At 70.9% G+C, this 23,592-nt stretch carries 24 protein-coding genes; 8 read left to right on the forward strand and 16 right to left on the reverse strand.

The annotated features are described in order from the left end of the window. Window positions 1-50 precede the first annotated feature (50 nt). Window positions 51-2,168 carry an MMPL family transporter gene (locus LNW73_RS00945; RefSeq protein ID WP_250988458.1) on the forward strand — a complete coding sequence of 706 codons (2,118 nt, stop codon included), beginning with the start codon at window positions 51-53 and terminating at the stop codon, window positions 2,166-2,168. Between the two features lie 89 nt (window positions 2,169-2,257). On the opposite strand, the gene LNW73_RS00950 is transcribed toward LNW73_RS00945, so the two are convergent. Beyond that, window positions 2,258-3,277 carry an acetylserotonin O-methyltransferase gene (locus LNW73_RS00950; protein ID WP_250979210.1) on the reverse strand — a complete coding sequence of 340 codons (1,020 nt, stop codon included), beginning with the start codon at window positions 3,275-3,277 and terminating at the stop codon, window positions 2,258-2,260. 211 nt (window positions 3,278-3,488) lie between these two features. Between LNW73_RS00950 and LNW73_RS00955 the strand changes: the two genes are divergently transcribed. After that, window positions 3,489-5,117 (forward strand): FAD-dependent monooxygenase, encoded by a 1,629-nt coding sequence (locus LNW73_RS00955; protein ID WP_250988459.1) that lies wholly within the window; start codon window positions 3,489-3,491, stop codon window positions 5,115-5,117. A 140-nt stretch (window positions 5,118-5,257) separates the two neighbouring features. Here LNW73_RS00955 and LNW73_RS00960 read toward each other — a convergent pair whose 3' ends face one another. The 13 genes from LNW73_RS00960 to LNW73_RS01020 all read right to left on the reverse strand — a co-directional run bounded on the left by LNW73_RS00960 (window position 5,258) and on the right by LNW73_RS01020 (window position 13,481). Next, complete coding sequence (locus tag LNW73_RS00960; RefSeq protein WP_250988460.1) at window positions 5,258-6,124, reverse strand: LLM class flavin-dependent oxidoreductase; 867 nt, start codon at window positions 6,122-6,124, stop codon at window positions 5,258-5,260. Continuing rightward, on the reverse strand, window positions 6,117-6,854 hold the full coding sequence (locus tag LNW73_RS00965; protein WP_250988461.1) for an SDR family NAD(P)-dependent oxidoreductase: 738 nt from the start codon (window positions 6,852-6,854) through the stop codon (window positions 6,117-6,119). Before LNW73_RS00965 ends, LNW73_RS00960 begins: the two co-directional genes overlap by 8 nt. A 22-nt stretch (window positions 6,855-6,876) precedes the next feature. Then, window positions 6,877-7,188, reverse strand: a complete 312-nt coding sequence (locus LNW73_RS00970) for an antibiotic biosynthesis monooxygenase family protein (protein WP_250979206.1) — start codon at window positions 7,186-7,188, stop codon at window positions 6,877-6,879. Next, window positions 7,178-7,501: an antibiotic biosynthesis monooxygenase family protein gene (locus LNW73_RS00975; RefSeq protein ID WP_250979205.1), complete on the reverse strand. Its 324-nt coding sequence runs from the start codon at window positions 7,499-7,501 to the stop codon at window positions 7,178-7,180. Before LNW73_RS00975 ends, LNW73_RS00970 begins: the two co-directional genes overlap by 11 nt. After that, a complete protein-coding gene (locus tag LNW73_RS00980; RefSeq protein ID WP_250979204.1) occupies window positions 7,501-8,253 on the reverse strand; it encodes an SDR family NAD(P)-dependent oxidoreductase in 753 nt (250 codons plus the stop codon). Before LNW73_RS00980 ends, LNW73_RS00975 begins: the two co-directional genes overlap by 1 nt. Before the next feature lie 11 nt (window positions 8,254-8,264). Continuing rightward, complete coding sequence (locus LNW73_RS00985) at window positions 8,265-8,726, reverse strand: anthrone oxygenase family protein (RefSeq protein WP_250979203.1); 462 nt, start codon at window positions 8,724-8,726, stop codon at window positions 8,265-8,267. A gap of 27 nt (window positions 8,727-8,753) precedes the next feature. Further along, a complete protein-coding gene (locus LNW73_RS00990; protein ID WP_250979202.1) occupies window positions 8,754-9,209 on the reverse strand; it encodes an SRPBCC family protein in 456 nt (151 codons plus the stop codon). 42 nt (window positions 9,210-9,251) lie between these two features. Continuing rightward, window positions 9,252-10,487 (reverse strand): ketosynthase chain-length factor, encoded by a 1,236-nt coding sequence (locus tag LNW73_RS00995; protein WP_250979201.1) that lies wholly within the window; start codon window positions 10,485-10,487, stop codon window positions 9,252-9,254. A gap of 2 nt (window positions 10,488-10,489) precedes the next feature. Further along, the gene (locus tag LNW73_RS01000; protein WP_250979200.1) at window positions 10,490-11,767 is read right to left on the reverse strand and encodes a beta-ketoacyl-[acyl-carrier-protein] synthase family protein; all 1,278 of its coding nucleotides are present in this window, start codon (window positions 11,765-11,767) and stop codon (window positions 10,490-10,492) included. After that, the gene (locus LNW73_RS01005; RefSeq protein WP_250979199.1) at window positions 11,764-12,189 is read right to left on the reverse strand and encodes a cupin domain-containing protein; all 426 of its coding nucleotides are present in this window, start codon (window positions 12,187-12,189) and stop codon (window positions 11,764-11,766) included. Before LNW73_RS01005 ends, LNW73_RS01000 begins: the two co-directional genes overlap by 4 nt. Then, entirely contained in the window at window positions 12,186-12,521 is a 336-nt protein-coding gene (locus LNW73_RS01010; RefSeq protein WP_250979198.1) for a TcmI family type II polyketide cyclase, read from the reverse strand. The genes LNW73_RS01005 and LNW73_RS01010 overlap by 4 nt, the downstream gene beginning before the upstream one ends. Window positions 12,522-12,734: 213 nt before the next feature. Then, window positions 12,735-13,115, reverse strand: coding sequence for a SchA/CurD-like domain-containing protein (locus LNW73_RS01015; RefSeq protein ID WP_250979197.1), 381 nt, complete (start codon window positions 13,113-13,115; stop codon window positions 12,735-12,737). 108 nt (window positions 13,116-13,223) lie between these two features. Then, window positions 13,224-13,481, reverse strand: a complete 258-nt coding sequence (locus tag LNW73_RS01020) for an acyl carrier protein (RefSeq protein ID WP_250979196.1) — start codon at window positions 13,479-13,481, stop codon at window positions 13,224-13,226. Between the two features lie 200 nt (window positions 13,482-13,681). Between LNW73_RS01020 and LNW73_RS01025 the strand changes: the two genes are divergently transcribed. Together LNW73_RS01025 and LNW73_RS01030 are read left to right on the forward strand one after the other, a co-directional pair. After that, window positions 13,682-14,728, forward strand: coding sequence for an acetylserotonin O-methyltransferase (locus tag LNW73_RS01025; RefSeq protein WP_250979195.1), 1,047 nt, complete (start codon window positions 13,682-13,684; stop codon window positions 14,726-14,728). Then, window positions 14,721-16,334: an FAD-dependent monooxygenase gene (locus LNW73_RS01030; RefSeq protein WP_250979194.1), complete on the forward strand. Its 1,614-nt coding sequence runs from the start codon at window positions 14,721-14,723 to the stop codon at window positions 16,332-16,334. The genes LNW73_RS01025 and LNW73_RS01030 overlap by 8 nt, the downstream gene beginning before the upstream one ends. A gap of 108 nt (window positions 16,335-16,442) precedes the next feature. Here the strand turns inward: LNW73_RS01030 and LNW73_RS01035 are convergent, their stop codons facing one another. After that, on the reverse strand, window positions 16,443-18,032 hold the full coding sequence (locus LNW73_RS01035; RefSeq protein WP_250988462.1) for an FAD-dependent monooxygenase: 1,590 nt from the start codon (window positions 18,030-18,032) through the stop codon (window positions 16,443-16,445). Between the two features lie 190 nt (window positions 18,033-18,222). Between LNW73_RS01035 and LNW73_RS01040 the strand changes: the two genes are divergently transcribed. From LNW73_RS01040 to asnB, 3 genes are read left to right on the forward strand one after another with little or no spacing between them, the layout of a single operon-like run. After that, the gene (locus tag LNW73_RS01040; protein ID WP_250988463.1) at window positions 18,223-18,684 is read left to right on the forward strand and encodes an anthrone oxygenase family protein; all 462 of its coding nucleotides are present in this window, start codon (window positions 18,223-18,225) and stop codon (window positions 18,682-18,684) included. Beyond that, window positions 18,681-19,214: a hypothetical protein gene (locus LNW73_RS01045; RefSeq protein WP_250979191.1), complete on the forward strand. Its 534-nt coding sequence runs from the start codon at window positions 18,681-18,683 to the stop codon at window positions 19,212-19,214. The genes LNW73_RS01040 and LNW73_RS01045 overlap by 4 nt, the downstream gene beginning before the upstream one ends. Next, window positions 19,211-21,091 carry an asparagine synthase (glutamine-hydrolyzing) gene (gene asnB / locus LNW73_RS01050; RefSeq protein WP_250988464.1) on the forward strand — a complete coding sequence of 627 codons (1,881 nt, stop codon included), beginning with the start codon at window positions 19,211-19,213 and terminating at the stop codon, window positions 21,089-21,091. The genes LNW73_RS01045 and asnB overlap by 4 nt, the downstream gene beginning before the upstream one ends. Window positions 21,092-21,219: 128 nt before the next feature. Here the strand turns inward: asnB and LNW73_RS01055 are convergent, their stop codons facing one another. Continuing rightward, a complete protein-coding gene (locus LNW73_RS01055; RefSeq protein ID WP_250988465.1) occupies window positions 21,220-21,735 on the reverse strand; it encodes a hypothetical protein in 516 nt (171 codons plus the stop codon). 215 nt (window positions 21,736-21,950) lie between these two features. Between LNW73_RS01055 and LNW73_RS01060 the strand changes: the two genes are divergently transcribed. Further along, window positions 21,951-23,570, forward strand: coding sequence for an FAD-dependent monooxygenase (locus LNW73_RS01060; protein WP_250988466.1), 1,620 nt, complete (start codon window positions 21,951-21,953; stop codon window positions 23,568-23,570). Window positions 23,571-23,592: the final 22 nt, after the last annotated feature.

A 23,592-nucleotide genomic window follows, 5' to 3' on the forward strand; every position in this document is an offset into this window, starting at 1 on the left:
GCCGCCCCGGTTCGATACGAACTGCCGCTGATGTACGGAGGTGCCCCACCATGACCCGTAGACGCACAGAGGCGTCCGGTCGCCGGCTGCGGTGGCTGGTGCCGCTGCTGCTCGTCCTCGGATGGCTTCTGGTGAGCGGTGCGACCGGATCGTTCGAGGGCAAGCTCGGCGACGTGGTCACCAATGACGGCGCGGCCTATCTGCCCGCCAAGGCCGAGTCGGTGCACGCCGACAAACTCCAGGCCCAGTTCTCCGACAACAAGACCTATCCCGCGGTCGTCGTCTACGAACGCGCGTCCGGGATCACCCCCGCCGACCGCCAGGCGGTCGCGTCGGACGCCGCCGCGGCGGCCGAACTGGCCGGTGTGCGCGGGCAGATCAGCCCCGTCACGCTGTCCAAGGACGGACGGGCGCTGCAGTTCACCGTCCCGCTGGTCAACCAGATGGACCCGGTCACGGACGCGGTGAAGGCACTGCGCGCCACGGCCGACACCCATCCGGGACTGACCGGCCATGTCACCGGCCTCGGTGGCATGTACTCCGACTTCGGCGGGGCCTTCAGCAGCATCGACGGCCAGCTGCTCGTGGTGGCCGTCGGACTGGTGATCCTGGTCCTGCTGCTCGTCTACCGCAGTCCCACGCTGCCCGTCCTCGTTCTGCTGGGCATCGCCTTCGCGTCCGGGGTGGCCGCAGCCGTGGTCTACGGGCTGGCCAAGCACAGCGGTCTGACCCTCACGGGACAGAGCCAGGGTGTGCTGTCGGTGCTCGTCGTCGGCGCGACGACGGACTACTCACTGCTGCTCGTCAGCCGCTATCAGGAGGAGCTGCGCAAGACCCAGAACAAGTACGACGCGCTGGCCACCGCCTGGCGCGCGGTGCTCAAGCCGGTGCTCGCCTCCGGCGGCACCGTCATCCTGGGCACCCTGTGCCTGCTGTTCAGCAATCTCAACAGCAACCGGAGCATGGGCCCGGTCGCCGCGATCGGCATCGCCGCCTCGCTGCTGGCCGCACTCACCTTCGTCCCCGCGGTGCTCGCCCTGATGGGCCGCGGCGCGTTCTGGCCGTTCCGTCCCGCCTTCGGCACCGCCGAGCGCACGGGCGAGGGCCTGTGGGGCAAGGTCGCCGGGCTGGTCGGCCGCCGGCCGCGCGGCATCTGGATCGCCGCGGGTCTGCTGCTGGTGCTGGCCGCGGCCTTCACCACCCAGTTCCGGGCCGACGGGGTCTCGGTGTCGGACAACTTCACCAAGAAGCCCGACTCGGTGCACGGTCAGCAGGTGCTCAACGCCCACTTCCCGGGCGGCTCGGGCGTCCCGGTGACCATCATCACCAAGGCCGCGGCGGCGGAGCAGGTGGCGACCGCGGCGCGCGGCGTCCCCGGCATCACCTCGGTGACGCGGCTGCCCAAGGAGGTCGGCGGCTACACGGAGATCGACGCTGTGCTGGCCACCACACCCGACGCGCCGGCGGCCGTCGACGCGGTCAAGCGGCTGCGTGACGTCGTCCACGCGGTGCCGGGCTCCGACTCCAAGGTCGGCGGCTTCACCGCCACCTCGATCGACACCCGGGTGGGCGGGGTCCGCGACTTCAAGGTCGTCGTCCCGCTGGTGCTGATCGCGATCCTGATCGTCCTCGCCCTGCTGCTGCGGTCGCTGGTCGCGCCGCTGCTGCTGATCGCCACCGTCGTGCTGTCGTACGCGGCCAGCATGGGTGTGGCGGCACTGATGTTCAACCACGTCTTCCACTTCGCCAACGCGGATCCCTCGGTGCCGCTGATGGGCTTCGTCTTCCTGGTGGCGTTCGGCGTGGACTACAACATCTTCCTGATGCACCGGGTCAGGGAGGAAGCGCTGCTGCACGGCACGCGCAACGGAACGCTCTTCGCGCTCCGGCGTACCGGCGGGGTCATCACCTCGGCCGGTGTGGTGCTGGCGGCGACGTTCGCGGCGCTGGCGGTCGTGCCGATGGTGGCCATGGCCGAGCAGGCGTTCATCGTCGCGTTCGGTGTGCTGCTGGACACCATCGTCGTCCGGTCGCTGCTGGTGCCGGCTCTGACGCTGGAACTCGGCGACCGTGCGTGGTGGCCGTCGAAGGCCGTCTTCGGCGCTCCGGTCCCGGCGTCCCGCGCCGGGCAGGCGGAGACCGAGCGGGAGCCGCAGCCCACGGGCTGACCGGCCCGCGCGGCCCGATCGTACAGCGGAGAGCCCCCGGTCCTGGATCCAGGACCGGGGGCTCTCCGTCGTACCGGGCGGCCGCGGTGTCAGCCGGCCTTGCGGGCGACTATCAGGGTGTCGTAGTCGCTCAGCGGGGTGACCTCGATGCCGGTGAAGCCGGCGTGCTCCGCGTAGCCGGTGATCTCGGCCGCGGGGTACTCCGATCCCCCGTCGGTCACCAGCAGCATGTCGAGGCTGATGACCAGGTTCTCGGCGTGCTCCGGCTCGTCGTCGAGCATCCGGTCGTAGACCAGCAGCGCACCGCCGGGCAGTACCGCGTCGAAGGCCTTGTGGACCAGGTAGCTGCGCTGGCTGGGGTCCCAGTCGTGCAGCACATGGCCCAGGACCACCACTTCGGCCTGCGGCAGCGGGTCGTCGAAGAAGCTGCCGCCGTGGAACTCGACCTTGCCGGTGAGTCCCAGTTCGGTGGCGAGCTCCGCGGCGAGCGGTGCCATGGCCGGCAGGTCGAAGACGTGCCCGGCCAGGTGTGGCTGGGCCCGGACGATCTGCGAGCAGAGGTTGCCGCGCGCGCCACCGACGTCCAGGACCGAGGAGAAGCCGGACCAGTCGAAGGCTTTGACCAGTTCGGCGCCCAGGACGTTGGTGAAGGCATCCATGCTGCCGACGAACTGACGGAGGATCGCCTGGTTCTTGGTGACCTCCTCGAAGTCGCTGCCGGACTGCTGCTTGCCGGTCCGCAGGGCTTCCTCGAGCCGGCCCCAGGCCGGGTACAGATTGCGGCTGGACCGCAGCAGGAAGCCGCCGATGTAGGCGTCCCCTCCGCGGACCAGGTGCCGGGCGGTGCCGGAGGAGTTGCGGTACGCGCCGTCGGCGCGTTCCAGGACCTCCAGGGCCACCAGCAGGTCGAGGAAGTCACTCAGTCCCCGGCCGTGCAGGGACAGCAGCTCCTTGACCTCGTCGGCGGTCGCCTTGCCGCCCGGCGCCTGCGCCAGCTGCGTGAACAGATCGAGTTCCACGGCGGTGAGCAGGGCCTTGGCATCGCAGAACGCGTTGCCGAGCCGGAGGATCCCGGCGGCCGTGCTGACGTCCGGGGGATTGGTCGTCATCGGGCGGACTCCTTCCTGGACGCCTGGCCACCAGGCGCCGGTGCCATCGCGTGAACTTCGCAGTCCCGCGTGGAGCTGTCCTCGAAGGGGCCTCGAACCGCAGGCGGGAGCACGGGCCCGACCGGGATGCCAGGGATCCTTGAGCCCAGGTCAGTACCCCTGACCCTGTGCCGCGGACAGTCCGCATGGCAGTGTTCCTGAGGGGATACACATGTATGACGTGAACATCCCTGTTCTCATCGTGGGAGCCGGGCCGGTCGGCCTGTCCACCGCCCTTTTCAGCGGCCGCCACGGGATCAGCACGATGCTGCTGGAGAAGCGCTCAGCCACCTCGACCCTGCCCCGCGCGCCTGGCCTGCAGGCCAGGACCCTGGAGCTGTTCCGGGCCGCCGGGATCCGCGAGGAGATCCGGGCCCTGGAGATGGGTGACTCACATCCGTTCTTCGAGGGCGGGATCATCCAGGTCGACACCTTCGCCGAGATCGACAAGGCCGTCGTCCTGGAGTCGCCCTCACTGGACGGCCCCACCGTCAGCCCCGAGCGGGTGATGGGCTGTGGCCAGGACCGTTACGAGAAGGTCCTGGTCGACAAGGCCCGGGAGTTCGGCTCCGACATCCGCTTCGGTACCCGGCTGGTGGAGTTCACCCAGGACGACGAGGGCGTCACCGCCGTCGCCGAGGAGCTGGCCACCGGCAAGCGCTTCACCATCCGGGCCGGCTACCTGGTCGGCGGGGACGGCGCCAACAGCGCGGTCCGGCAGCAGCTCGGAGTGGAACGCACCGGCCGGGGCACCGTGTTCGACGCCCTGAGCATCTACTTCACCGCGCCGGAACTGGAGGTCATGCTCAAGGACCGCCCGTTCATCCTGTGCTACGCCAACGTCAACGGGACGCTGATGGGCCTGTCCAGGCTGCACGGCTGCAACCCGTTCCTGGCCGCCCCGATCTACCACCCCGACAAGGGCGAGAAGCCCGAGGACTTCACCGACGAACGCTGCGTCGAGATCGTCCGGGCGGCCTCCGGGCGGCCGGAGATGGACGTGGAGATCGTCGCCAAGGTGCCGTGGCAGGGCGCTCAGCTGGTCGCCGAGCGCTTCCGCACCGGCCGGGTCTTCCTCGCCGGCGACGCCGCGCACCTGCACCCGCCGGCCGGCGGTTTCGGGGCCAACACCGGTATCCACGACGCCCACAACCTTTCGTGGAAACTGGCCGCGGTCATCAAGGGCTGGGCCGGCGACACCCTGCTCGACACCTACCACGACGAGCGGCACGCCGTCGGCTCGGCCATGGCCGAGCAGGCGATGGTCCGCAACCGCATCCGGCACGGCTACGCCTCCGACGAGGACCGGGCGACGATGGTGGACGACATCATCATCACCCTCGGCTACCGGTACGTGTCCACGGCGATCAGCAGTGAGAAGCCGGGACCGGTCCTCACCCCGCACCTGGAACTCACCGGTGAGCCCGGCACCCGGGCGCCGCACCTGTGGCTGGAGCGGGACGGCGTCACCCTCTCCACCATCGACCTCTTCTGGGACTCCTACGTCCTGCTCACCGACCCCGCAGGGGCCGCCTGGGCCAAGGCCGCGGAGAACGCGGCGGCGGCGCTGGGAGTGCCGCTGAAGGCTCATGTGGTGGGTCCGGACAGCGAGTTGCGGACCACCGACCGCGACTTCCACAGCGTCTACGGGATCTCCCCCGGCGGCGCCGTACTGGTCCGGCCGGACGCGTTCGTCACCTGGCGGTCGGACGGCTCGGCCCAGGACCCCGACACCGTGCTCGGCGAGGTCCTCGCCCGCGCGGCGGGCCTGGACCCGGTCGCCGCACCGGCAGCGCACTGAAACCGCCGGGGGCGGTCCGTCGTACCTGACACGACGGACCGCCCCCGGCACTCGTACGGCCCCCGGCAGCGGGCACAGAAAACGCCACGGCCCGGACTCGAAGTCGAGTCCGGGCCGTGGCTGTTCGGCAGAGCGGAACGTCAGAGCGCGGCTTCGGCCAGCAGGCCGACCTGCTTGAGGTCCGCGGTGCACGGCAGCAGGATCAGCTCGTCGCAGCCGGCCTGCTCATAGGCGCCGACGGCCTCCCGGATCTGCTCCGGGTCCACGAGCACCCCGGTGGCGGCCCGCTCGGCCTTCACGTTCACGAAGGAGTAGTAGTCGCGCAGATAGCGGCCCGCCGTCGGTCCGGCGTCCGGGCCGAGGCAGGCGTACACGAGCGAGAACATGCGCGGCCGGTCGGTACGGCCCGCCGCGGTCCACTCCTCCTTCGCGCGGCGCACCAGCTCGCCGTAGTCCGTGGCCGAACTGCCGCCGGCGATCCAGCCGGTGCCGTACTTCGCCGAGCGGCGCATCGCGGTCCGCGAGTGGCCGCCGACGAGCAGCGGGATCCCGCCCGGGCGGTCCGGCCGGGGGCCGATGCCGGGCACCGGTCCCGCGCCGTCCCAGGTGGCGCGCAGCTCGTCCAGCAGGGTGTCGAGCCGCGGCCCCCGGCCGGGGTAGTCCGCGCCGGTGGCGTTGTAGTCGTCCTCCCGGCCGCCGGCCGCGACCCCGAGGGTCAGCCGGCCGCCGGAGATCGCGTCGACGGTCGCCGCCTGTTTGGCGAGCAGCGCCGCCCCGCCGCGGTAGCCCGCGATGAGGATGGTGCTGGCGAGCCGGATCCGTTCGGTCACCGCCGCGGCGGCGGCCAGCGAGACGAGCGACTCGAAGTTGTCGTACACCAGCCGGTCCAGCACGCCGAGGCTGGCGAAGCCGGCCTGCTCGGCCTCGCGCGCCCAGGAGGGCAGTTCCGTCCCTGACTTGTCGGGGACGGTGGTGGGCAGGCCCAGTCCGATGTCCACGTCAGACACCGCCGTCGACGTTGAGCGTGGCGCCGGAGATGTAGCGGGAGGTGTCACCGGCCAGGAAGAGCACCGCGCCGGCGACGTCGTCCGGCCGGCAGATCCGGCCCAGCGCCGTCATCCCGACGATGCGCTCCACCGCCTCCGGCGGCAGCCCGGCGCCCGGTTCGGTCTCGGTGAGGCCGGGGGCGATGGTGTTGACGCGGATGGAACGCGGCCCGAGCTCCTTGCACAGCGCACGGGTCAGTCCGATCAGCGCCGCCTTGGACGCGGTGTAGTGCACCCCGCGCACCCGGCCGCGCAGGGCGACGGACGAACCGATGTTGATCACCGAGGCGCCGTCCGCCAGCAGGTCGAGCACGGCCTGCGTCACCAGGTACGCCGAGGTGACGTTGTGGTCGAAGACGCGGTGCCACTCGGTCTCCGGCAGCTCGCCGAACCAGACCTGGCCGTCCACGCCCACGTTGTTCACCAGGACGTCCAGCGTGCCGAACGTCTCCCGGACCCGTTCGGCGAGCTGCCGGACGTCGGCCGCGTCGGTGACGTCCGCCTGGAGCAGCAGATGGCCGTCGCCGAGCTCCTTCAGCTCCCGGGTGAGCGATGCGCTGTCCTCCCCCGCGCCCCGTGAGACCACCACGACGCTCGCTCCGGCACGTGCGAAGGCCAGCGCCGAGGCGCGGCCGATCCCCCGGGTTCCACCGGTGATCAGTACGCGCTTGCCGGCCAGTCCCTGCTCCATCTCCTGCTCCTTCTGTGAGTCCTCAGTACGCGGCGTCGACCTCGTAGATGCCGAAGGGCATGGCGAGCCGGGTGTCGCGGTACGGCCGCAGCGGTGCGGTGTCGCCGCGGTGCCCGGCCCCCTCCTCCCAGACGCGGAAGGCGGCCAGGTCCGCCCAGCGGCTCATCACGACCACGGCGGTGGGATCGACGGCGGACTGCAGCAGTTCGTTGCCGAGCATGCCCGGCACCTCCGCCAGCCGCTTGCTGACCAGGTGGTACGCCTCCCGCAGCGCGGCCTGTTCGGCCTCGTCGCGCACCTGGTGATGGATCATCACCAGCACTTCACCGGGCATGGGCGGCACCCTCGATGTGCTCCACCACCCGCATCGTGTCGAACGTGGCGGACGCCCGGTAGGCGTGCAGCCGCTCGCGGTGGGCGACGTGGGCCTTGCCGTCCTCGAAGGCGCGGAAGCCGGTCTCGTCGGTCCAGTCGCTGACGATGTAGTACGTGTCCTCGTCGGCGGTGCTGCGGGCCAGCCACTGGCCGATGTTGGCGGGGTGGCCGGTCACCGCGTCGGTGCCGCTGCGCCACTCCTGCTCGAACTCGGCCGCCAGGCCCGGCTTGATGGTCATTTCCAGCATCACCCGGAACGCTCCGCCGGCCATCAGGAGATCCCCCCGTCGACCGAGATCGTGGCGCCGGTGACATAGCGCGACAGATCGCTGGCGAGCCAGAGGATGGCGCCGGCGACCTCGTCGGGCAGTCCGAGCCGGCCCAGCGCGGTCTTGTTGCTGTACCGCTCGACCATCAGGTCCTGCTGTTCCTGCGGCAGGGCGTACAGCGCCTCGGTCTCGATGACGCCGAGGGAGACCACGTTGATCCGGATGCCCTGGGAGCCGAGTTCCTTGGCGAGCGACCGGGTGAGCCCGATCAGGGCCGACTTCGTCGCCGTGTAGTGCGCCCGCAGCGGTATGCCCGCCTCGGCGCCCTTGGAGCCGATGCTCACGATGGAGGAGCCCTCGCCCAGCAGCGGCAGCGCGCCCTGCGTCACCAGGTGGGTGGAGGTGAGGTTGGTGGTGACGATCCGCTGCCACTCCTCGAAGGGCAGCTTCGCGTACGGGATGTGGCTGATGGTGCCGGCGTTGTTGACCACCAGGTCGAGGTGGCCGTACAGGGTGCCGGCCTGCTCCAGCAGGTCCGCGACCTGGGCCGGGTCGCCGACGTCGGCGCGCAGCACATGGTGGTCGCCGCCGATCTCCTTGAGCTCGCGCTCCAGGGTGGAGACCCGCTCGCCCTCCTGCAGATAGCAGGTGATGACATCGACGCCGGCCCGCGCCAGCGCCAGCACGATGCCGCGCCCGACACCGCGGGTACCACCGGTGACCAGCGCCTTCTTCCCTCTCAGACCGAGATCCATATAAATCCTCCTCAAAGAAGCGTGGCCAGCGCCGCGCAGTTGGACAGCAGGGCGAGCATGGTGATCACGCTGCGCCGCTTGTTCCACAGGCCCCACTGGCCGCGGCGCTGTGTCGCGTCGAAGCCGGCGGGCAGGTTGTCCGGGTCGACGGTGCGGATCCACCGGTTGACGGGGACGTTCTTGGCGAACGAGATGACCACGGTGCACAGCGCGAGCAGTGCCGCGGCGGTGAAGCAGGACCGTGCCCAGCCGTCACCGACGGTGGCGGCGAGCACGGTGTCGCCCAGCAGGGTGCCCAGGGTGCAGATGGGCATGTACGGGTCGTAGCGGCCGGAGAAGAACGCGTGCGTCCGGACGTAGCCCTCGTCGGGCAGCCCCGCGAGCAGCGGCCAGCCGCCGAGCAGCGTGCCGAGCATGCATCCGGCCGCGAGCCCGTTCATCAGCAGCACGAGTGGGATGAGGAGAGCGGGCACCGGTGACCTCCGGGGGTGCGTCCGCGGCTACTTCCGGGTGGAGGCGGCCTCGACCTTGTCCTTGATCAGGGACATCTGGATGGCTGTGTTCCGGTTCAGGTGCGCGGTCATGCCGGCATCGTCCACGGGGGCCTGCGGCTTCATGTGGAAGTCCTGGACCCAGCGCATCCGCACGCCGTCGGGCGTCTCGGTGTACTCCCAGAAGATGTTCATGAACTCGAACGGGCCGGTCTCCACCCGGTGCGCCCGCACCGTGCGGGTGGCCCGGTCGGGGGTGCGCTCCGAGACCCAGCTCCACACCTGGCCGTCGTCGTCCGGGTGCATCGTCAGCCGGAACGTCACGGTCTCCCCGGACTGCTCCAGGATCTCGGCCTTGGCGTACTCGCTGAACAGGTCCGGCCAGTTGACGACGTCGTTGGTGGTGTCCCAGACCTCGTCGATCGGCGCGTTGATCACTATCTCGTTGTCCGTGTGCCCGGCCATCGCCACTCTCCCTTGTCTCTCGCCTTCGTCCCGATTCCGCCGTCAGGAGGCGGAACGTCCCAGTACCAGGGCCGCGTTGAAGCCGCCGTGTCCCCGGGCGAGGACCAGTACGGTGCGCAGTGCGGCGGCCCGGGGTTCGCCGAGGACCAGGTCCAGGCCGTACCCGGGGACCGGTGCGTCCGGTCCGACGGTGTGCGGGATGACCTGGTCGCGCAGGGCCAGTGCGGCGGTCGCCACGTCCAGCGCCGCGCCGCCGCCGTACAGGCGTCCGGTCAGCGTCTTGGGAGCCGTGACCGGCACCCCGCCGGGCCCGAACACGGCCCGGATCGCGGCGGCCTCGGCCGCGTCCTGCGCCGGCACGCCGGACGCGTCCGCGAAGACCACGTCCACGCCGGCCGGTGTCACTCCGGCGTCCGCGAGGGCCGCCTCCAGGGTGCGGCGCAGCGCCGGCGGCCGCTCGGAGCCGGGCGCCGGGTCGAAGCCCGCCGCGTAGCCGAGCACCTGGGCGTAGCCGCCGCCCGCGCCGCGCGCCTCCGCGTCGGCGGCGCGTTCGAGGATCAGCATCGCGCCGCCCTCACCGGGCACGTAACCGCTGGCCGCGGCGTCGAACGGCAGATAGGCCCGGCCCGGGTCGCTGACGGTCGACAGGTTTCCGGTGCTCAGCTGGGCGGTCAGGCCGTACGGGCACAGTGAGGCGTCCGTACCGCCGGTCACGACCAGCCGGGAGGTGCCGCGCAGCAGCCGCCGGCTCTGCCCGATCGCGTCCAGGCCGCCGGCCTGTTCGCAGCAGAGCACACCGCAGGGTCCGCGCATGCCGTGCCGGATGGAGACCTGGCCGGTGGTCGCCGCGTAGAACCAGGCGATCGACTGGTAGGCGCCGACCCATGTCGGGTCGTTCTTGTACAGGTTCTCCATCTCGTGCTGGCCGAACTCGGTGCCCCCCGAGGAGGCCGCGGTGACCACGGCCATCTCGAACTCCGGCAGTTCGGCCGGCACGACCTTCGCGTCGGCCAGTGCCTCGGCGGCGGCGGCCAGGCCCAGGTGGGTCCAGCGGTCGGTCTGGGTGACCAGCCGGCTGGGGACCTGTGCCTTGGTGTCGAAGTCCGCCACCTCACCGGCCAGTTGGACGGGGTAGCTGCTGGGGTCGAAGCGGGTGATCCGCCCGATCGCCGGTTTTCCGGCCAGGACCGCGGCCCAGTGCTCGTCCACCGTCAGTCCGGTCGGCGCGGTGACCCCCAGCCCGGTGATCACCGGGGCGGCTTGCGTCGCGCTGCTCACCGTCAGCTCCTCTCGTACGGGACGGCGCCGGGCCTGGCCAGCACCATCGCGCTCTGGAAGCCGCCGAATCCGCTGCCCACGCTGAGCACCACGTCCATGGCGTGGTCCCGGGCGGTGACCGGCACGTAGTCCAGGTCGCACTCGGCGTCGGGGTTCTTCAGGTTGGCGGTGGGCGGGACGACCTGCCGGTCGAGAGCCAGCGCGCAGGCCGCGACCTCGATGGAGCCGATGGCTCCCAGCGAGTGTCCGACCATGGACTTGATGGAGCTGACGGGCACGTGGTAGGCGTGATCGCCGAGGCTCCGCTTGAACGCGGCGGTCTCATGACGGTCGTTCTGCTTGGTGCCGGAGCCGTGGGCGTTGATGTAGCCGACGGCGGTCGGGTCGAGCTTCGCCTGGTCCAGGGCGACCCGGATGGCCTCGGCCATCTCACGGCCCTCGGCCTTGAGTCCGGTCATGTGGAAGGCGTTGCTGCGGCCGGCGAAGCCGACGAACTCGCCGTAGATCTTGGCGCCGCGCGCCTCCGCGGCCGACTTCTCCTCCAGGACGAGGACCGCGGAGCCCTCCGCCAGCACGAAGCCGTCCCGGTCCCGGTCGAACGGCCGGGAGGCGTGCTCCGGGTCGGCGTTGTTCGATGTGGTCGCCCGGATCGCGTCGAAGCAGGCGGCGGTGATCGGTGAGAGCGGTGCGTCGGTGGCCCCGGCCAGTACGACGTCGGCCGAGCCCTCCTCGATCAGCTGCACACCGTGCCCGATCGAGTCCAGCCCCGAGGTGCAGCCGGTGGAGACCAGCGCCACCGGGCCCTCGGCGCCCACCGCGTGGGCGACCTCCACGGCCAGGGTGCTGGGCACCATGTAGCCGTACAGGTGCGGAACTCCGTAGGTGCTGTCGACGAGCCAGTGCTTGCCGCCGTCGCTGAGGGTGACGTACTCCTCCTCCAGGCCCATCGTGCAGCCGACCGCGCTGCCGATGGAGACCGCGATCCGCTCCGGCGGGAGCGCGGACAGCTCGGCGCCGCTGTCCTCCAGTGCCTCCCGCGCGCAGACCACCGCGAACTGCGCGGCCCGGTCCATCCGGCGGATCTGCTGGGGTGTCAGACCCGATGCGACCGGGTCGAAGTCCACTTCCGCGGCCACCTGGGAACGGAACGGCGCGGGATCGAAGAGCGTGATCCGCCGGGTCGCGGTGCGTCCGGCGGAGAGCTGGTCCCAGAATCCCTCCCGGCCCACGCTTCCCGGTGCCAGGACGCCGATCCCGGTGACCACCGCACGACGGCTCACGGGGCGCCACCCACGTTCGGGTTGGGCGCCTGCGGGTTCGTCGGCAGCTCGGTGTCCACGTGCCCGAGATCCGGGCGGGGGGCCAGCGGGGAGAGGTGGAAGGCGCAGTGCGCCTTGACCTCGCCGATGTTGACCAGCCGGTGGCGGACGCCGATGGGCACCAGCAGGGAGTCCCCCGGGCCCAGCTTGAGCGGCTCGCCGTCCAGCGTCATCTCGAGTTCCCCGTCGATGACGTGGATGAACTCCTCGGAGTACGGGTGGTAGTGCTCGGTCACGAACTCGGCGGGGTCCAGGTACATCACTCCGCCGAAGCCCGAGGTCGAGCCGGCCGTCACGGGGCTGAGCGTGACCCGGATGTCGCCACCGCGCTTGCGGTTGGGCGACACCTCGTCCGCCGAGATCCGCACAGGCTGCGCGGTCATTGGATCCTCCCCTGCTCGGGCGTCCACACGTAGAAGGGCACGGCCATGGCGTCCTTGGGCTCTTTCCAGTTCGGGTCGAACGGCGACACGCACTCCGCGAGCTTGCGGTTGATGTCGTCGTAGAGCGGGTGGCTGCGCGCCCGGTAGAGGCCGTCGGTGATGTCCTCGTCCGCCTCGACCAGATGGAAGTACAAGTCATGGAAGGCGAAGAGGGTCCGTCGCGACACGCCAATCATGTGCGGCAGATCCGACGCGTCAGACTCCGCGAAGATCTTCGCGATGTCATCGGCCTTACCCGGCCGCATCTTCGCCACGATCAAAGTCCGGTGCACCGTCGACCTCCTTCGATACGAGTTGCTCGGACCAACAGCCGGAACCGTCACAGCAGGCTCTAAAGACCTGCTCGAATCGGACTGCAGCTGGGGACCTGCGCGCGAACTCCGGCCGAACGGCCGGGAACGCGACAGCGCTCCGCGCGTCCCGCCGGAAGGGGCGGGGACGCACGGAGCGGCTGGGGGAGAATCCGTCGGGCCGTCAGAGCACGGTCAGGACTTCGTCTCCAGGGTGTCCACGCTCAGCTGGAGGATGCTGCGCATGGAGGCGTTGCGGAAGAAGGCGCCGAACGCCTGCGGCGACGAGGTGTCCCGCTCCTCCAGCAGGTACGGGGCCAGCCGGCTCTCCGCCGCGTGCACACCGGGCTGCATGGCCATGTGCTTGCCCACCGCCGCGAGGTCGCCCTCGTAGTGGATGCAGCGGACCATCACATCGTCCTTGATGAAGAGCCCGGTACCGAGAATGCGACCGGCGTCCGTACCCTCGTCGGTGCGCAGGTCGGCGGTGTCCACCCGGTTGAAGTTCTCGAAGATCTTGGCGATCTCGTCCTCGTTGCCGGGCTTGACCCGGTAGACGATCGCTGCGTACGGCATGCGATTCCTCCCACAGATTCGAACTCGATAGCGGCCGGTCGCCCCAGCCGGCCGGTGGCGCTGTACGGATCGGTCAGGCCCTACGCCGGTGGTGACCGCCGGCGGCGGTCAGCGGCTCTGCGCCGGGCTGGTGTTGATCATCTTCAGCAGGATCCGCGGGGTCTCCGCCTCGACCACCGCGTCGTCCGAAAGGTCGATACTGCGTTCCCGCTTGATCACGCCGGTCACCTGGAGCAGCGCGAGCGAGTCGTAGCCGAGTTCCATGAAGGGGGTGTCCTGGACGTCTCCGTCGAGGTCGACACCGTCGGGCTCACCCGCGCATTCGCGCAGCTTCGCGGTCAGCTCCTGCAGAGTGAAGTCACTCATCCGGTTTCCTCTCCTCACTGTCGTGAGCCCCGCTGAAGGACCCGGACGGCAGCGTGCCCACCGCTCCTCCAGAAGGACTTGAGCCGGAGTGGGACGCGGCTGTCGGAGCCGAGTGCTGCGCGACCGGCCTTCTAGCCGGGTTCGACGCGGCCCGGCGATGGTCGGGCGATCCAATGTCCGGTCACTCCAAGGAGGATCATGTGACGACGACCGGAGACCTGCCCGCCACCGCGGAAGTAAGCCCTGGGCCGCTGATCCGGCTCTCCATCGCGGACTGCGGGGCCAAGGTGCTGCAGGGCGCGGTGCGCGTGGGGGTTTTCACCGCCCTGGCGTCCGGGCCCGCCACGGAGTCCGAGATCCGGGAGCGCACCGGTCTGCACCCCCGGTTCTCCGCGGACTTCCTCGACGCCCTGGTCGGCCTGGGCCTGCTGGACCGGGAGGACGGCGCCTACCGCAACTCCCCGCTGTCCACGGCCTATCTGGTGGAGGAGACCGAAAGCTATCTGGGCGGTTTCATCGAGCTCACCAATGAGACCCTCTACGACACCTGGGGGCGGCTGCCCGACGCGCTGATCAGCGGAGAGCCGCAGACCCTCGACCCGGACAAGGGCGGTTTCTTCGGCGACCGCCATGAGAACCCGGACAAGATGAAGCGGTTCCTCAAGGGCCTGGACGCGTTCAGCGACCGCATGGGCACCGAGCTGGCCGCGTGCATCGACTGGAGCGGGATCGCCACTTTCACGGACCTCGGCGGTTCGCGCGGCAACCTGTCCTCGGTACTGGCCCGCACCCACCGGCACCTGACGGGGGTCTGCTTCGACCTGCCCCGCACCCAGCCGCTCTTCGAGGAGCACATGGGCCGGCTCGGACTCACCGACCGGGTGACGTTCCAGGGCGGGGACTTCTTCGCCGACACGCTGCCGAGCACCGATGTCGTCGTACTCGGCCACATCCTGCACGGCTTCGACAGCGAGCACAGTCTGGCGCTGCTCAAGCGGATCCACGACAGCCTGCGGCCCGGTGGCCAGGTGCTCATCTACGACCGCATGATCGACGACGACCGGCGGGACTCCGACCGGCTGCTGAGCAGTCTGCACATGAAGCTGGTCAGCCAGAACGGCCAGGAGTACCGGGTCGGCGACTGTGTGCAGTGGCTGCACGAGGCAGGCTTCGCCGAGGCCTCCGCACAGCCGCTGCTCAGCACCCACACCCTGGTGATCGGACGGAAGGGAGATCGCAGTGGCTGACGAGAACGTGCCGGTGCTCGTCATCGGCGGCGGCCTGACCGGGCTTTCGGCGAGTGTCTTCCTCACCCACTTCGGGGTGCGTTCCCTGCTGGTGGAGCGGCACCCGGACACCTCCGGTCACCCCAAGGCGCGGGCCATCAACCCCCGCACCATGGAGATCTTCCGCGCGGTGGGCATGGAGGACGCCATCCGCGCCGAGGAGTCGCCGATCGCGGGCAACGACGTCCTGGTGCACGTGGAGACCCTCGCCGGCCCCGAGCGGGTCCGGATGCCCAGTGCGGCGCCCGAGGACCTCAGCCGGATCAGTCCGGCGCGCTGGGCGATGATCGACCAGAACCAGCTGGAGCCGCTGCTGCGCAAGCAGGCGGTGGCGACCGGCGCGGAGGTGCGGTTCAGCACCCAGCTGGTGTCCCTGGAGGAGGACCTCGACGGGGTGCTGGCCACGGTGCACGACCGGTCTACCGGCGTCACCAGCACCATCCACGCGAACTACGTGATCGCCGCGGACGGCAGCCGCAGCCCGGTGCGCCGGATGCTGCGGGTGCCCGACCGGGGCAGGGGAACCATCACCAACCTGGTGAGCTTCTTCTTCCACGCCGATCTGAGCCCGGCACTGGCCGGCCGCAAGGTCATCGCCGCGTACGTCAACAACCCGGTGGTGCGCGGCACGCTGATCCCCATCGACAACGAGAAGCGCTGGGTGTTCAACGTCTCCTTCTACCCCGAACAGGGCGAGGGGCCGGAGGACTTCACCGAGCGGCGCTGCCTGGAACTGCTGCGCAGCGCGATCGGCGTCGACGACCTGCCGGCGGAGATCGAGGACGGCAGGATGCTGCCGTGGGAGATCTCCATGCGGATCGCGGAGCAGTTCCGCGCGGGCCGGGTGTTCATCGCCGGTGACGCCGCGCACGTCATCCCGCCGACCGGCGCGTTCGGGGCGAGCACCGGCATCCAGGACGTCTACAACCTCTCCTGGAAGCTGTCACTGGTGCTGGCCCGGGCCGCGGGCCCCGGTCTGCTGGACACGTACGGCACCGAACGCCGCCCGGTGGCCCTGGAGACGGCCAAGCAGGCGGGCCTGCGCTTCGCCGTCCGGGAGGGCAAGCGGCTGGAGGACGTCGCGGACGAACTCGTCGACGAGACGACCATGACGTTCGGCTACCGCTACCGGTCGGGCGCCTTCTCCCCGCAGTTCGCCGAACCGGCGGGACCGCTCCTGGAGGACCCGGACCACCCGTCCGCGCAGCCCGGGGCACGGGCGCCGCATGTGATCGTCCAGGCGAAGGACGGCCCGGAGATGTCCGTCGTGGACCTCTTCGGCCGCGGCTTCGTCCTGTTCACCACGGGCGCGGCCGACAGCCTGGCCGCCGCCGCGGCCCAGACCGCGGGCCGGCTCGGGGTGGACCTGGTCGCCTACCGGGTGGGACCCGACGGCGAACTCACCGACCCGAAGGGCGAGTGGGCGGCCCGCTACAAGGTGGGCGACGACGGGGTGGTGCTGGTGCGCCCCGACGGATTCGTCGGCTGGCGTGCCGCGGGCGCGGTGCCCGGCACCGCGGATCTGGAGCGGGCGCTGCGCCAGCTCCTGGACCTCGGGGCGGCCTGAGCCGCGACCAGGTGCGGCATCACAGACGGGAGCCGCGCCACCGCCCGGGACAGGCGGTGGCGCGGCTCTCCTGTGTGCTCTTGTTCTTTACAAGGCGGCTCTTGCCCTTTACAAGGTGCGGGAGTGCGCCGCCCGGGAGAGGGCGTCGGCCAGGATCGCGGCCGGGTCGGCCACCGGGCCGCGGCTGCGCCAGGCGATGAACCCGTCGGGACGGATCAGCACCGCGCCGCCCTCACCGACCCCGTACGCCGTGGTGAAGCCCGCACCGGCCGGCTGGGCCAGTACCCCGATACCGGACCGGGCGGCCAGCGGCGGCGCCGCGGCCAGCCAGGCACGGCCGTCGTCGGTGGTGTCGTCGGCCAGCAGCACGAAGTCCCGGGCGATCAGGTCGTGCAGCGGTACCGGGCTGCCGCCGGGCCGCTCGATCATGAAGTGCGGTGCCCGGGTGCCGGGTGTTCCGGTGGCCAGGTGCGGGTCCTCGAAGACCGCTCCGTCGTCGGCACCGTCCGGGTCGGCCAGCACCGCGCCGGAGCGGTAGCGCTGACCGAACAGCACGGTCGGCTCGGGCCGGTGCCGTGCGGCGATCTCCTCGTCGAGCCCGTTGCGCTGCAGATAGCGGATGACGCCCTGTTCGACGGTGAACTCCGCGACCGGCAGCCGTTCCGGCTCGTAGCTGTCCAGCAGTGAGGGCCGGGCCAGTCCGCGCAGCACCAGGGCGAGTTTCCAGGACAGGTTGTGCGCGTCCTGGATGCCCATGTTGCCGCCGAACCCGCCGGTCGGCGGCATCACATGCGCGGCGTCGCCGGCCAGGAACACCCGGTCGTGGCGGAACCGCTGCGCCACCTTGGCGGCGATCTCCCAGTCCTGCCCCGACTCCACCTCGACGTCGAGGTCCGGTACGCCGACCGCGGCGCGGATCAGCGCCAGGCAGCGCTCCGTCGTGTAGTCGGCGGCGGACTCGTCGGGCTGCAGGCTGACCGCCAGGCACCACCGGTGGGTGTACGGGTCGAGCTGCCCCAGCACGCCGTGCACCTCGGCGTTCTTGACGAAGCACAGGAAGAACTCACGGCCGGCGACCAGTGCGGTCAGATCCGCGTGGAAGATCATGATGAGCTGGCGGCCGAAGGCGCCGGGGCCCTCCGCCTTGATGCCGAGCCCGTCCCGGATCGGACTGCGGTTGCCGTCCGCCGCGAACAGGTAGTCGGCGCGGACGTCGTGCTCCTCGCCGGTCTCCACCGAGCGGATCCGGGCGGTGACCCCGTCCTCGTCCTGGGTGTAACTCACCATCTCGGTACCGAACCGGATGTCGGCGCCCAGCTCCTCCGCCCGGCGCTTGATCACCGGCTCCAGCCGGTCCTGGCCGATCAGCGTCCAGCCGGTGGCGCTGACGCCCTGCGGATCGGCCGGGAACGGGCCGTCGAACCAGCCGAGTTCGGGCCCGGCCAGCGACTCGACCTGCATGATGTTGCCGTATTGGGCGTTGGGCGTCTCGGCGGCCCTGACGTCCGCCTCCAGTTGCAGCGCCCGCAGGATCTCCATGGTGCGCGGGCTGGCGGCCTGGGCGCGCGGCTGCACCGAGACGGTGCGGTGGCGCTCCACCACCAGCGGTGGGAATCCCTGGTGGGAGAGGAAGAGAGCGGCCGACAGGCCCACCATGCTTCCGCCCACGACCAGCACAGGTGTCCGTTCCTCGGCCATGCACAGCCCCCTTGACAGGTGATCGGGTGGGGTCCACTGAACGGCTCGGGGCTCGGTGCGCGGTGGAGCACCGCTCGCGACCTGATCCCTGCCACGGCCCGGATTCGACCGGTCTTCCAGTACCCGCCGAGAAGCCCCTGGGACGTTCCCGGGACCTGACCGTGGTCCCACAGTCGAGAGAGGGATGAGCATGGTGTTGCTGCAAGTGCTGAGCGTCGCCGTGATCCTGGGCACCGGCATAGTCGCCGGGGTGCTGTTCGCCGTGGCGATCAGTGTCATGCCCGCGTTGATCGCGATGCCGGCGGACCGATACATCACAACGCACAGACTGCTCGGCCGCCGCTACGACCACATCATGCCGTACATCGTCACGAGCTCGGTGGTCGTCGACGTCTTCGCGGCCTTCCGGACCGACTCGGCCGGGAGCCGCCCGCTGTTCGCCCTCGCGGCGGTGTTCATGGTGGGGGTCGCCGTGGTGTCCCAGACCCGGAACGTGCCGATCAACAACCGGGTGAAGAGCCAGGACGAGAACAACCTCAGCCCGGACTGGCAGGATCCGCGGCTGCAGTGGCGCAACTGGCACGCGGTGCGCACCACGTTCGCGATCGTGGCACTGGTCCTGACCGCGGCGGCCGTGGCGGTGCTCCGATGAGCCCCGCCGAGCGGCCCGTGATCGAGCTGGGGCGGCCGGGTGACGAGGGGCTGCCCGACAACGAGGCGGTGATCGCCGCGCTGTCGGCGCCCACCCCCGGCCCCATGGCGCAGCGGTTGCTGCTGCTGCACTTCACCGGCCGGCGCACCGGCCGCGCGTTCACCATTCCGGTGGGCGCCCACAGCCTCGACGACAACCTGGTGCTGGCCACGTCCGGCACCTGGCGGCACAACTTCGCCGGCGGCGCCGACGCCGAGATCACCTGGCTGGGGGAGCGCCGGGCCGCCCGGCTGGAGCTGGTGACGGAGCCGGTCCGGGTCGCCAACAGCTATCTGCGGCTGATCCGCCTCTACGGGCCCGCCGCGCAGCGCAGGCTCGACCTCACGATCAACAGTGACGGCCCGCCGACGACCGCGGACCTGCGGGACGCCGTCGAGCGGTACGGGCTCAGCCTCATCGACGTGCGGCTGCTCACCCCCGGGCCGTCCGCTCCCGCAGAAGCCGCAGCACCGGAGAGGACCAGGGCATGAGTGGAATCGTCGGCTGGGTCGACTACCAGCGCAATCTGTCCGGCGAGGCGCCGGTGCTGCGCGCGATGGCGGACACGCTCAACCATCGCGGCGGCGACGGCGAGGGGCAGTGGCTCTCCCAGCACGCCGGTCTCGCGCACCGCAGGTTCGCGGTGCTCTCCCCCGCGGACAGCCGGCAGCCGGTGATCGCGGACCACCACGGCGAGCCGCTCGCGGTGGCCCTGCTGGACGGGTCGATCTTCAACTTCCGGACGCTGCGAACCGAGTTGGAGGGGCGCGGGCACACCTTCCGCTCCGGCGGCGACGCCGAAGTGGTGGCCAGGGCTTATCTGGAGTGGGGCAAGTCCTTCGCCGAGCGCCTGGAGGGCGCCTTCGCGGTGGCCGTGTGGGACGTGCTGCGGCAGGAACTGCTGGTGGTGCGCGACCGCCTGGGCATCAAGCCGGTGTGCTTCGCGCGGACCGGCCCTGACTCCACCTCGGGATTCGTCTTCGGCTCCGAGCCCAAAGCACTGCTCGCCCACCCAAAGGTCGAACCCGTCGTCACCGCCGACGGGTTGCGCGAGGTCACCGCCCACGGCAAGAAGCCGGGGACGACGGTCTTCCGCGACATCACCGAGGTACGCCCCGGGCACCTGGTGCGGGTGCACTCCGGCGGGGTGACCGAGGAGCGTTACTGGGGGCTGACCGCGGAGCCGCACACCGACTCGCTGGCGACCACCGTGGACACCGTCCGCGGACTGCTGTCGGAGTCGGTCGGGCGGCACCTGGTCGCCGATGTGCCGGTGGCGGCGCTGCTGTCCGGCGGTATCGACTCCAGCGCGCTGACCGCGCTGGCCGCCGGCGCGCTGAAGGCGGAGGGCCGCGGCGCGATCCGCACGTTCTCGATGAACTTCGCCGGCTACACGGAGAACTTCGAGGTCCACCCGACGATGCGGGCCACCCCGGACTCCCCCTTCGCGACGATGGTCGCCGAGCACGTGCACAGCGACCACACCGAGATCCTGCTCGACACGGCCGCGCTGTCCGACCCCAAGGTGCACGCCCAGGTCATGCGCAGCCAGGACACCCCCTCGCCGCTGGGCGACATGGACGTCTCGCTCTATCTGTTCTTCCGGGCACTGCGCGACCAGGCCAAGGTGGTGCTCTCCGGGGAGACCGCGGACGAGGTCTTCAACGGCTACTTCTGGGCGTACGACCCCAAGCACGCCAACTCCCAGACGTTCCCCTGGGTGAACTTCGAGCGCGGTCACGACACCGCGGTCGGCGGCCTCGGCACCGCCCTGCTGGACCGGGGGCTGCGCGAGCGGCTGGACTTCATCGGCTACGCGGACGGGCACTACCGCGAGGCGGTCGCCGAGGCCCCGCGGCTGGCGGGCGACTCGCCGGCCGAGCGCCGGGCGCGCGAGATCACGTATCTCACGCTCACCCGCTGGGCGCCCACCCACCTGGACCGGGCGGACCGGATGAGCATGGCGGCGGGCGTCCAGCTGCGCGCACCGTTCTGCGACCACCGGCTGGTGGAGTACGTGTTCAACGTGCCGGCCGAGATGAAGCGGGTGAACGGGCAGGAGAAGAGCCTGCTGCGGGCGGCCGTCTCCGATCTGCTGCCGGAGCCGGTGCTCAACCGCCGCAAGAGCGCCTACCCGACGACGCAGGACATCGAGTACGGCCGGTTCGTCCACTCGCGCTTCGTCGAGCTGGCGGCCGACTCCTCGGCCGCCGTCCAGCCGCTGCTGGACCAGGCGGCGACCAAGGCGGTGCTGGCCCAGGACACCACGCCCGAGGGCGCGTTCGCCTGGGTCGAGCGGGCCAACCTGGAGATGGTGCTGCAGCTCGACACCTGGCTCACCGAGTACGGGGTCCAGCTCAAGCTCTAGCAGCTCAGGTACGGCAGGACGAAGGGCCGGCCCCGGGAACTCCCCGGTGGCCGGCCCTTCGCGTTCCCGCTCTCAGATGACTCGGACGACTCAGGTCCCTCAGGTCCCCCCTCGGGTGCTCAGGTGACTCAGGTGTCGACGCCGACCCGGGTGCCGTTGATCGCGTCACCGGTGTGGCTGTACACCTGCGTGCCGGCCGGATCGTAGATCGCCACGTTCGCGGTGCCCGCCCAGTAGGTGTCGGAACTGAAGGTGCCGTTCCCCCACATGTGCATCTGCCCGGTGTAATCCCCGGTGGCCGGGTCGGTGTTCAGGATGTGGAAGTTGAAGACGAAGGTGTTCCGTCCGGTGGACGACCAGTTGCCCATCCCGATGTTCGCGGCGGCGACATGCATGACCAGGACCAGTCCGTCGGAGGTGAAGGCGGTCAGCCCCGGCCGGAAGGTGTCGAAGTGCTGCAACTGGATGGTCCAGGCGCCGGGCAGCCGGCGTTCCGCCGCGTTGCCCGGCCGGGCCGGCGCCGTACCCGTGTGCGCCGAGGCCGCCGGGGCGGCCAGCATGCCCACCGCGGCCATTCCGAGGCCGAGCGTCCCCGCCGCGCCGGCCTTTCTGACGATGTCTCTTCGGGCTATCGCGTCCGTCATGTCCAGATCCCCCAGGGTGGCTGAAATGTGATGTTCCGGGTCCCGGCAAGCTCTCAGGGGCTACTGGAATTCGAATCGACGCGTACTGGAGTGCGAGGTCAGCTGGGCTCGACCCACCTTCTAGGCACCGCTGTCACGATCACCCGCGAGAGCTCCACAGCGGTTCACAAAAGGCCCACAGAGGTACTGAAGAGGCCCCGAGAGGGAGAAGTCCTATGAGCGATGACCGGGTCCCGGTCCTGATCGTCGGCGGCAGCCTCGTTGGCCTGTCCACGGCGCTCTTCCTGGCCGGGGAGAAGATCCCCTGCCTGCTGGTCGAGCGTCACCCCGGCACCTCCGTCCATCCGCGCGCGGTCGGGTACTACCCGCGCACCCTGGAGATCCTGCGCGCCGCCGGCCTGGAGGAGACCGTTCTCCAGGCGGCCGCCGGCTTCAAGGACCACACGCTGCGCGCCGGCCTGGAGTCACTGACCGGGCAGGTGTTCTGGAGCCGCGACGAGCTCGCCGGCGGTGACGAACTCGACGACCTGACGCCGAGCCGGATGGTGCTGCTGCCCCAGGACCGGCTGGAGCCGCTGCTGCGCAGCCGCGCCGAGCTGCTCGGGGCCCGTACCTCGTACGGCACCGAGCTGGTCTCCTTCGAGGCCGACGCGTCCGGTGTCACCTCGGTGCTGCGCGACCGCGCGGACGGCAGCGAGCGGACCGTGCGCAGCGACTACCTGGTGGGGGCCGACGGCCCGCGCAGCCTGGTGCGCGAGACGCTGGGCGTGCCGCGGCATGGGCGCGGCGTCATCTCGCACCAGCTGAGCATGGCGTTCACCGCCCATATGCGCGAGGCCCTGGACGGCCGCCGGTTCAGCGTGGCGCACGTCCAGAACGAGGAGGTGACCGGGATCCTCGTGCACGACGACACCCTCACCGAGGGCACCCTCGTCGTCGCGTACGACCCGGCCGAGGGCGACAGCCTGGACGACTTCACCGACGAGCGATGCGTGCATCTGGTGCGCGCCGCGATCGGCGTCCCGGACCTCGAAGTGCGCATCCGGTCCCGTTTCCCGTGGGAGATGGCCGAGTTCGCGTCCGAGGAGTACCGCCGCGGCCGGATCTTCCTGGCCGGCGACGCCGCCCATGTGATCCCGCCGACCGGCGGCTACGGCTCCAACACCGGTATCGCCGACGCCCACAACCTGGCCTGGAAACTCGCCTCGGTGATCCGGGGCACGGCGGGCGCGGGACTGCTCGACAGCTATGACGCGGAGCGCCGGCCGCTGGGCGACTTCGTCGCCGACCAGGGAGCCCTGGAACTCGCGGTCCGCTCCAACACCGCCACCGACGAGCAGCGCGCGCGGATCGCGGATCCGCTTTCCGTGACGATGGGGTACCGGTACGTCTCCGGCGCGGTGCTGAACGGCGCCGGCGACGAGGCGGCGGACCCGCCCGCGGTCATCGACCCGCGGACCACCGGCGGCCGGCCCGGCACCCGCGCGCCGCATCTGCTCGTGGAGAGCCAGGGCAAGGAGATCTCCACGCTCGACCTGTTCGGCGGCGGCTTCACGCTGCTGGCCGGGGAGGACGCGGACCCGTGGTGCGAGTCGGCCGGAACCGCCGCCGAGGAGCTGGGGACACGTCTCACGGTCCACCGGACCGGCGGTTCGCGCGGGCAGGTGCTGCACCCGGTCACCGGCGACTTCACCGAGGCGTACGGGATCGGCCCGCAGGGGGCGGTGCTGGTGCGCCCCGACGGATTCGTCGCGTGGCGCAGCCACGGCGCCGCGGCCGGGCCCGCCGACGAGCTCGGCACCGTACTGCGCCGGCTGCTCGCCCGAGACAGCTGACCGACCGATACCGAAGACCCCC

This window comes from Streptomyces sp. RKAG337 (assembly GCF_023701715.1).
Classification (GTDB): domain Bacteria; phylum Actinomycetota; class Actinomycetes; order Streptomycetales; family Streptomycetaceae; genus Actinacidiphila.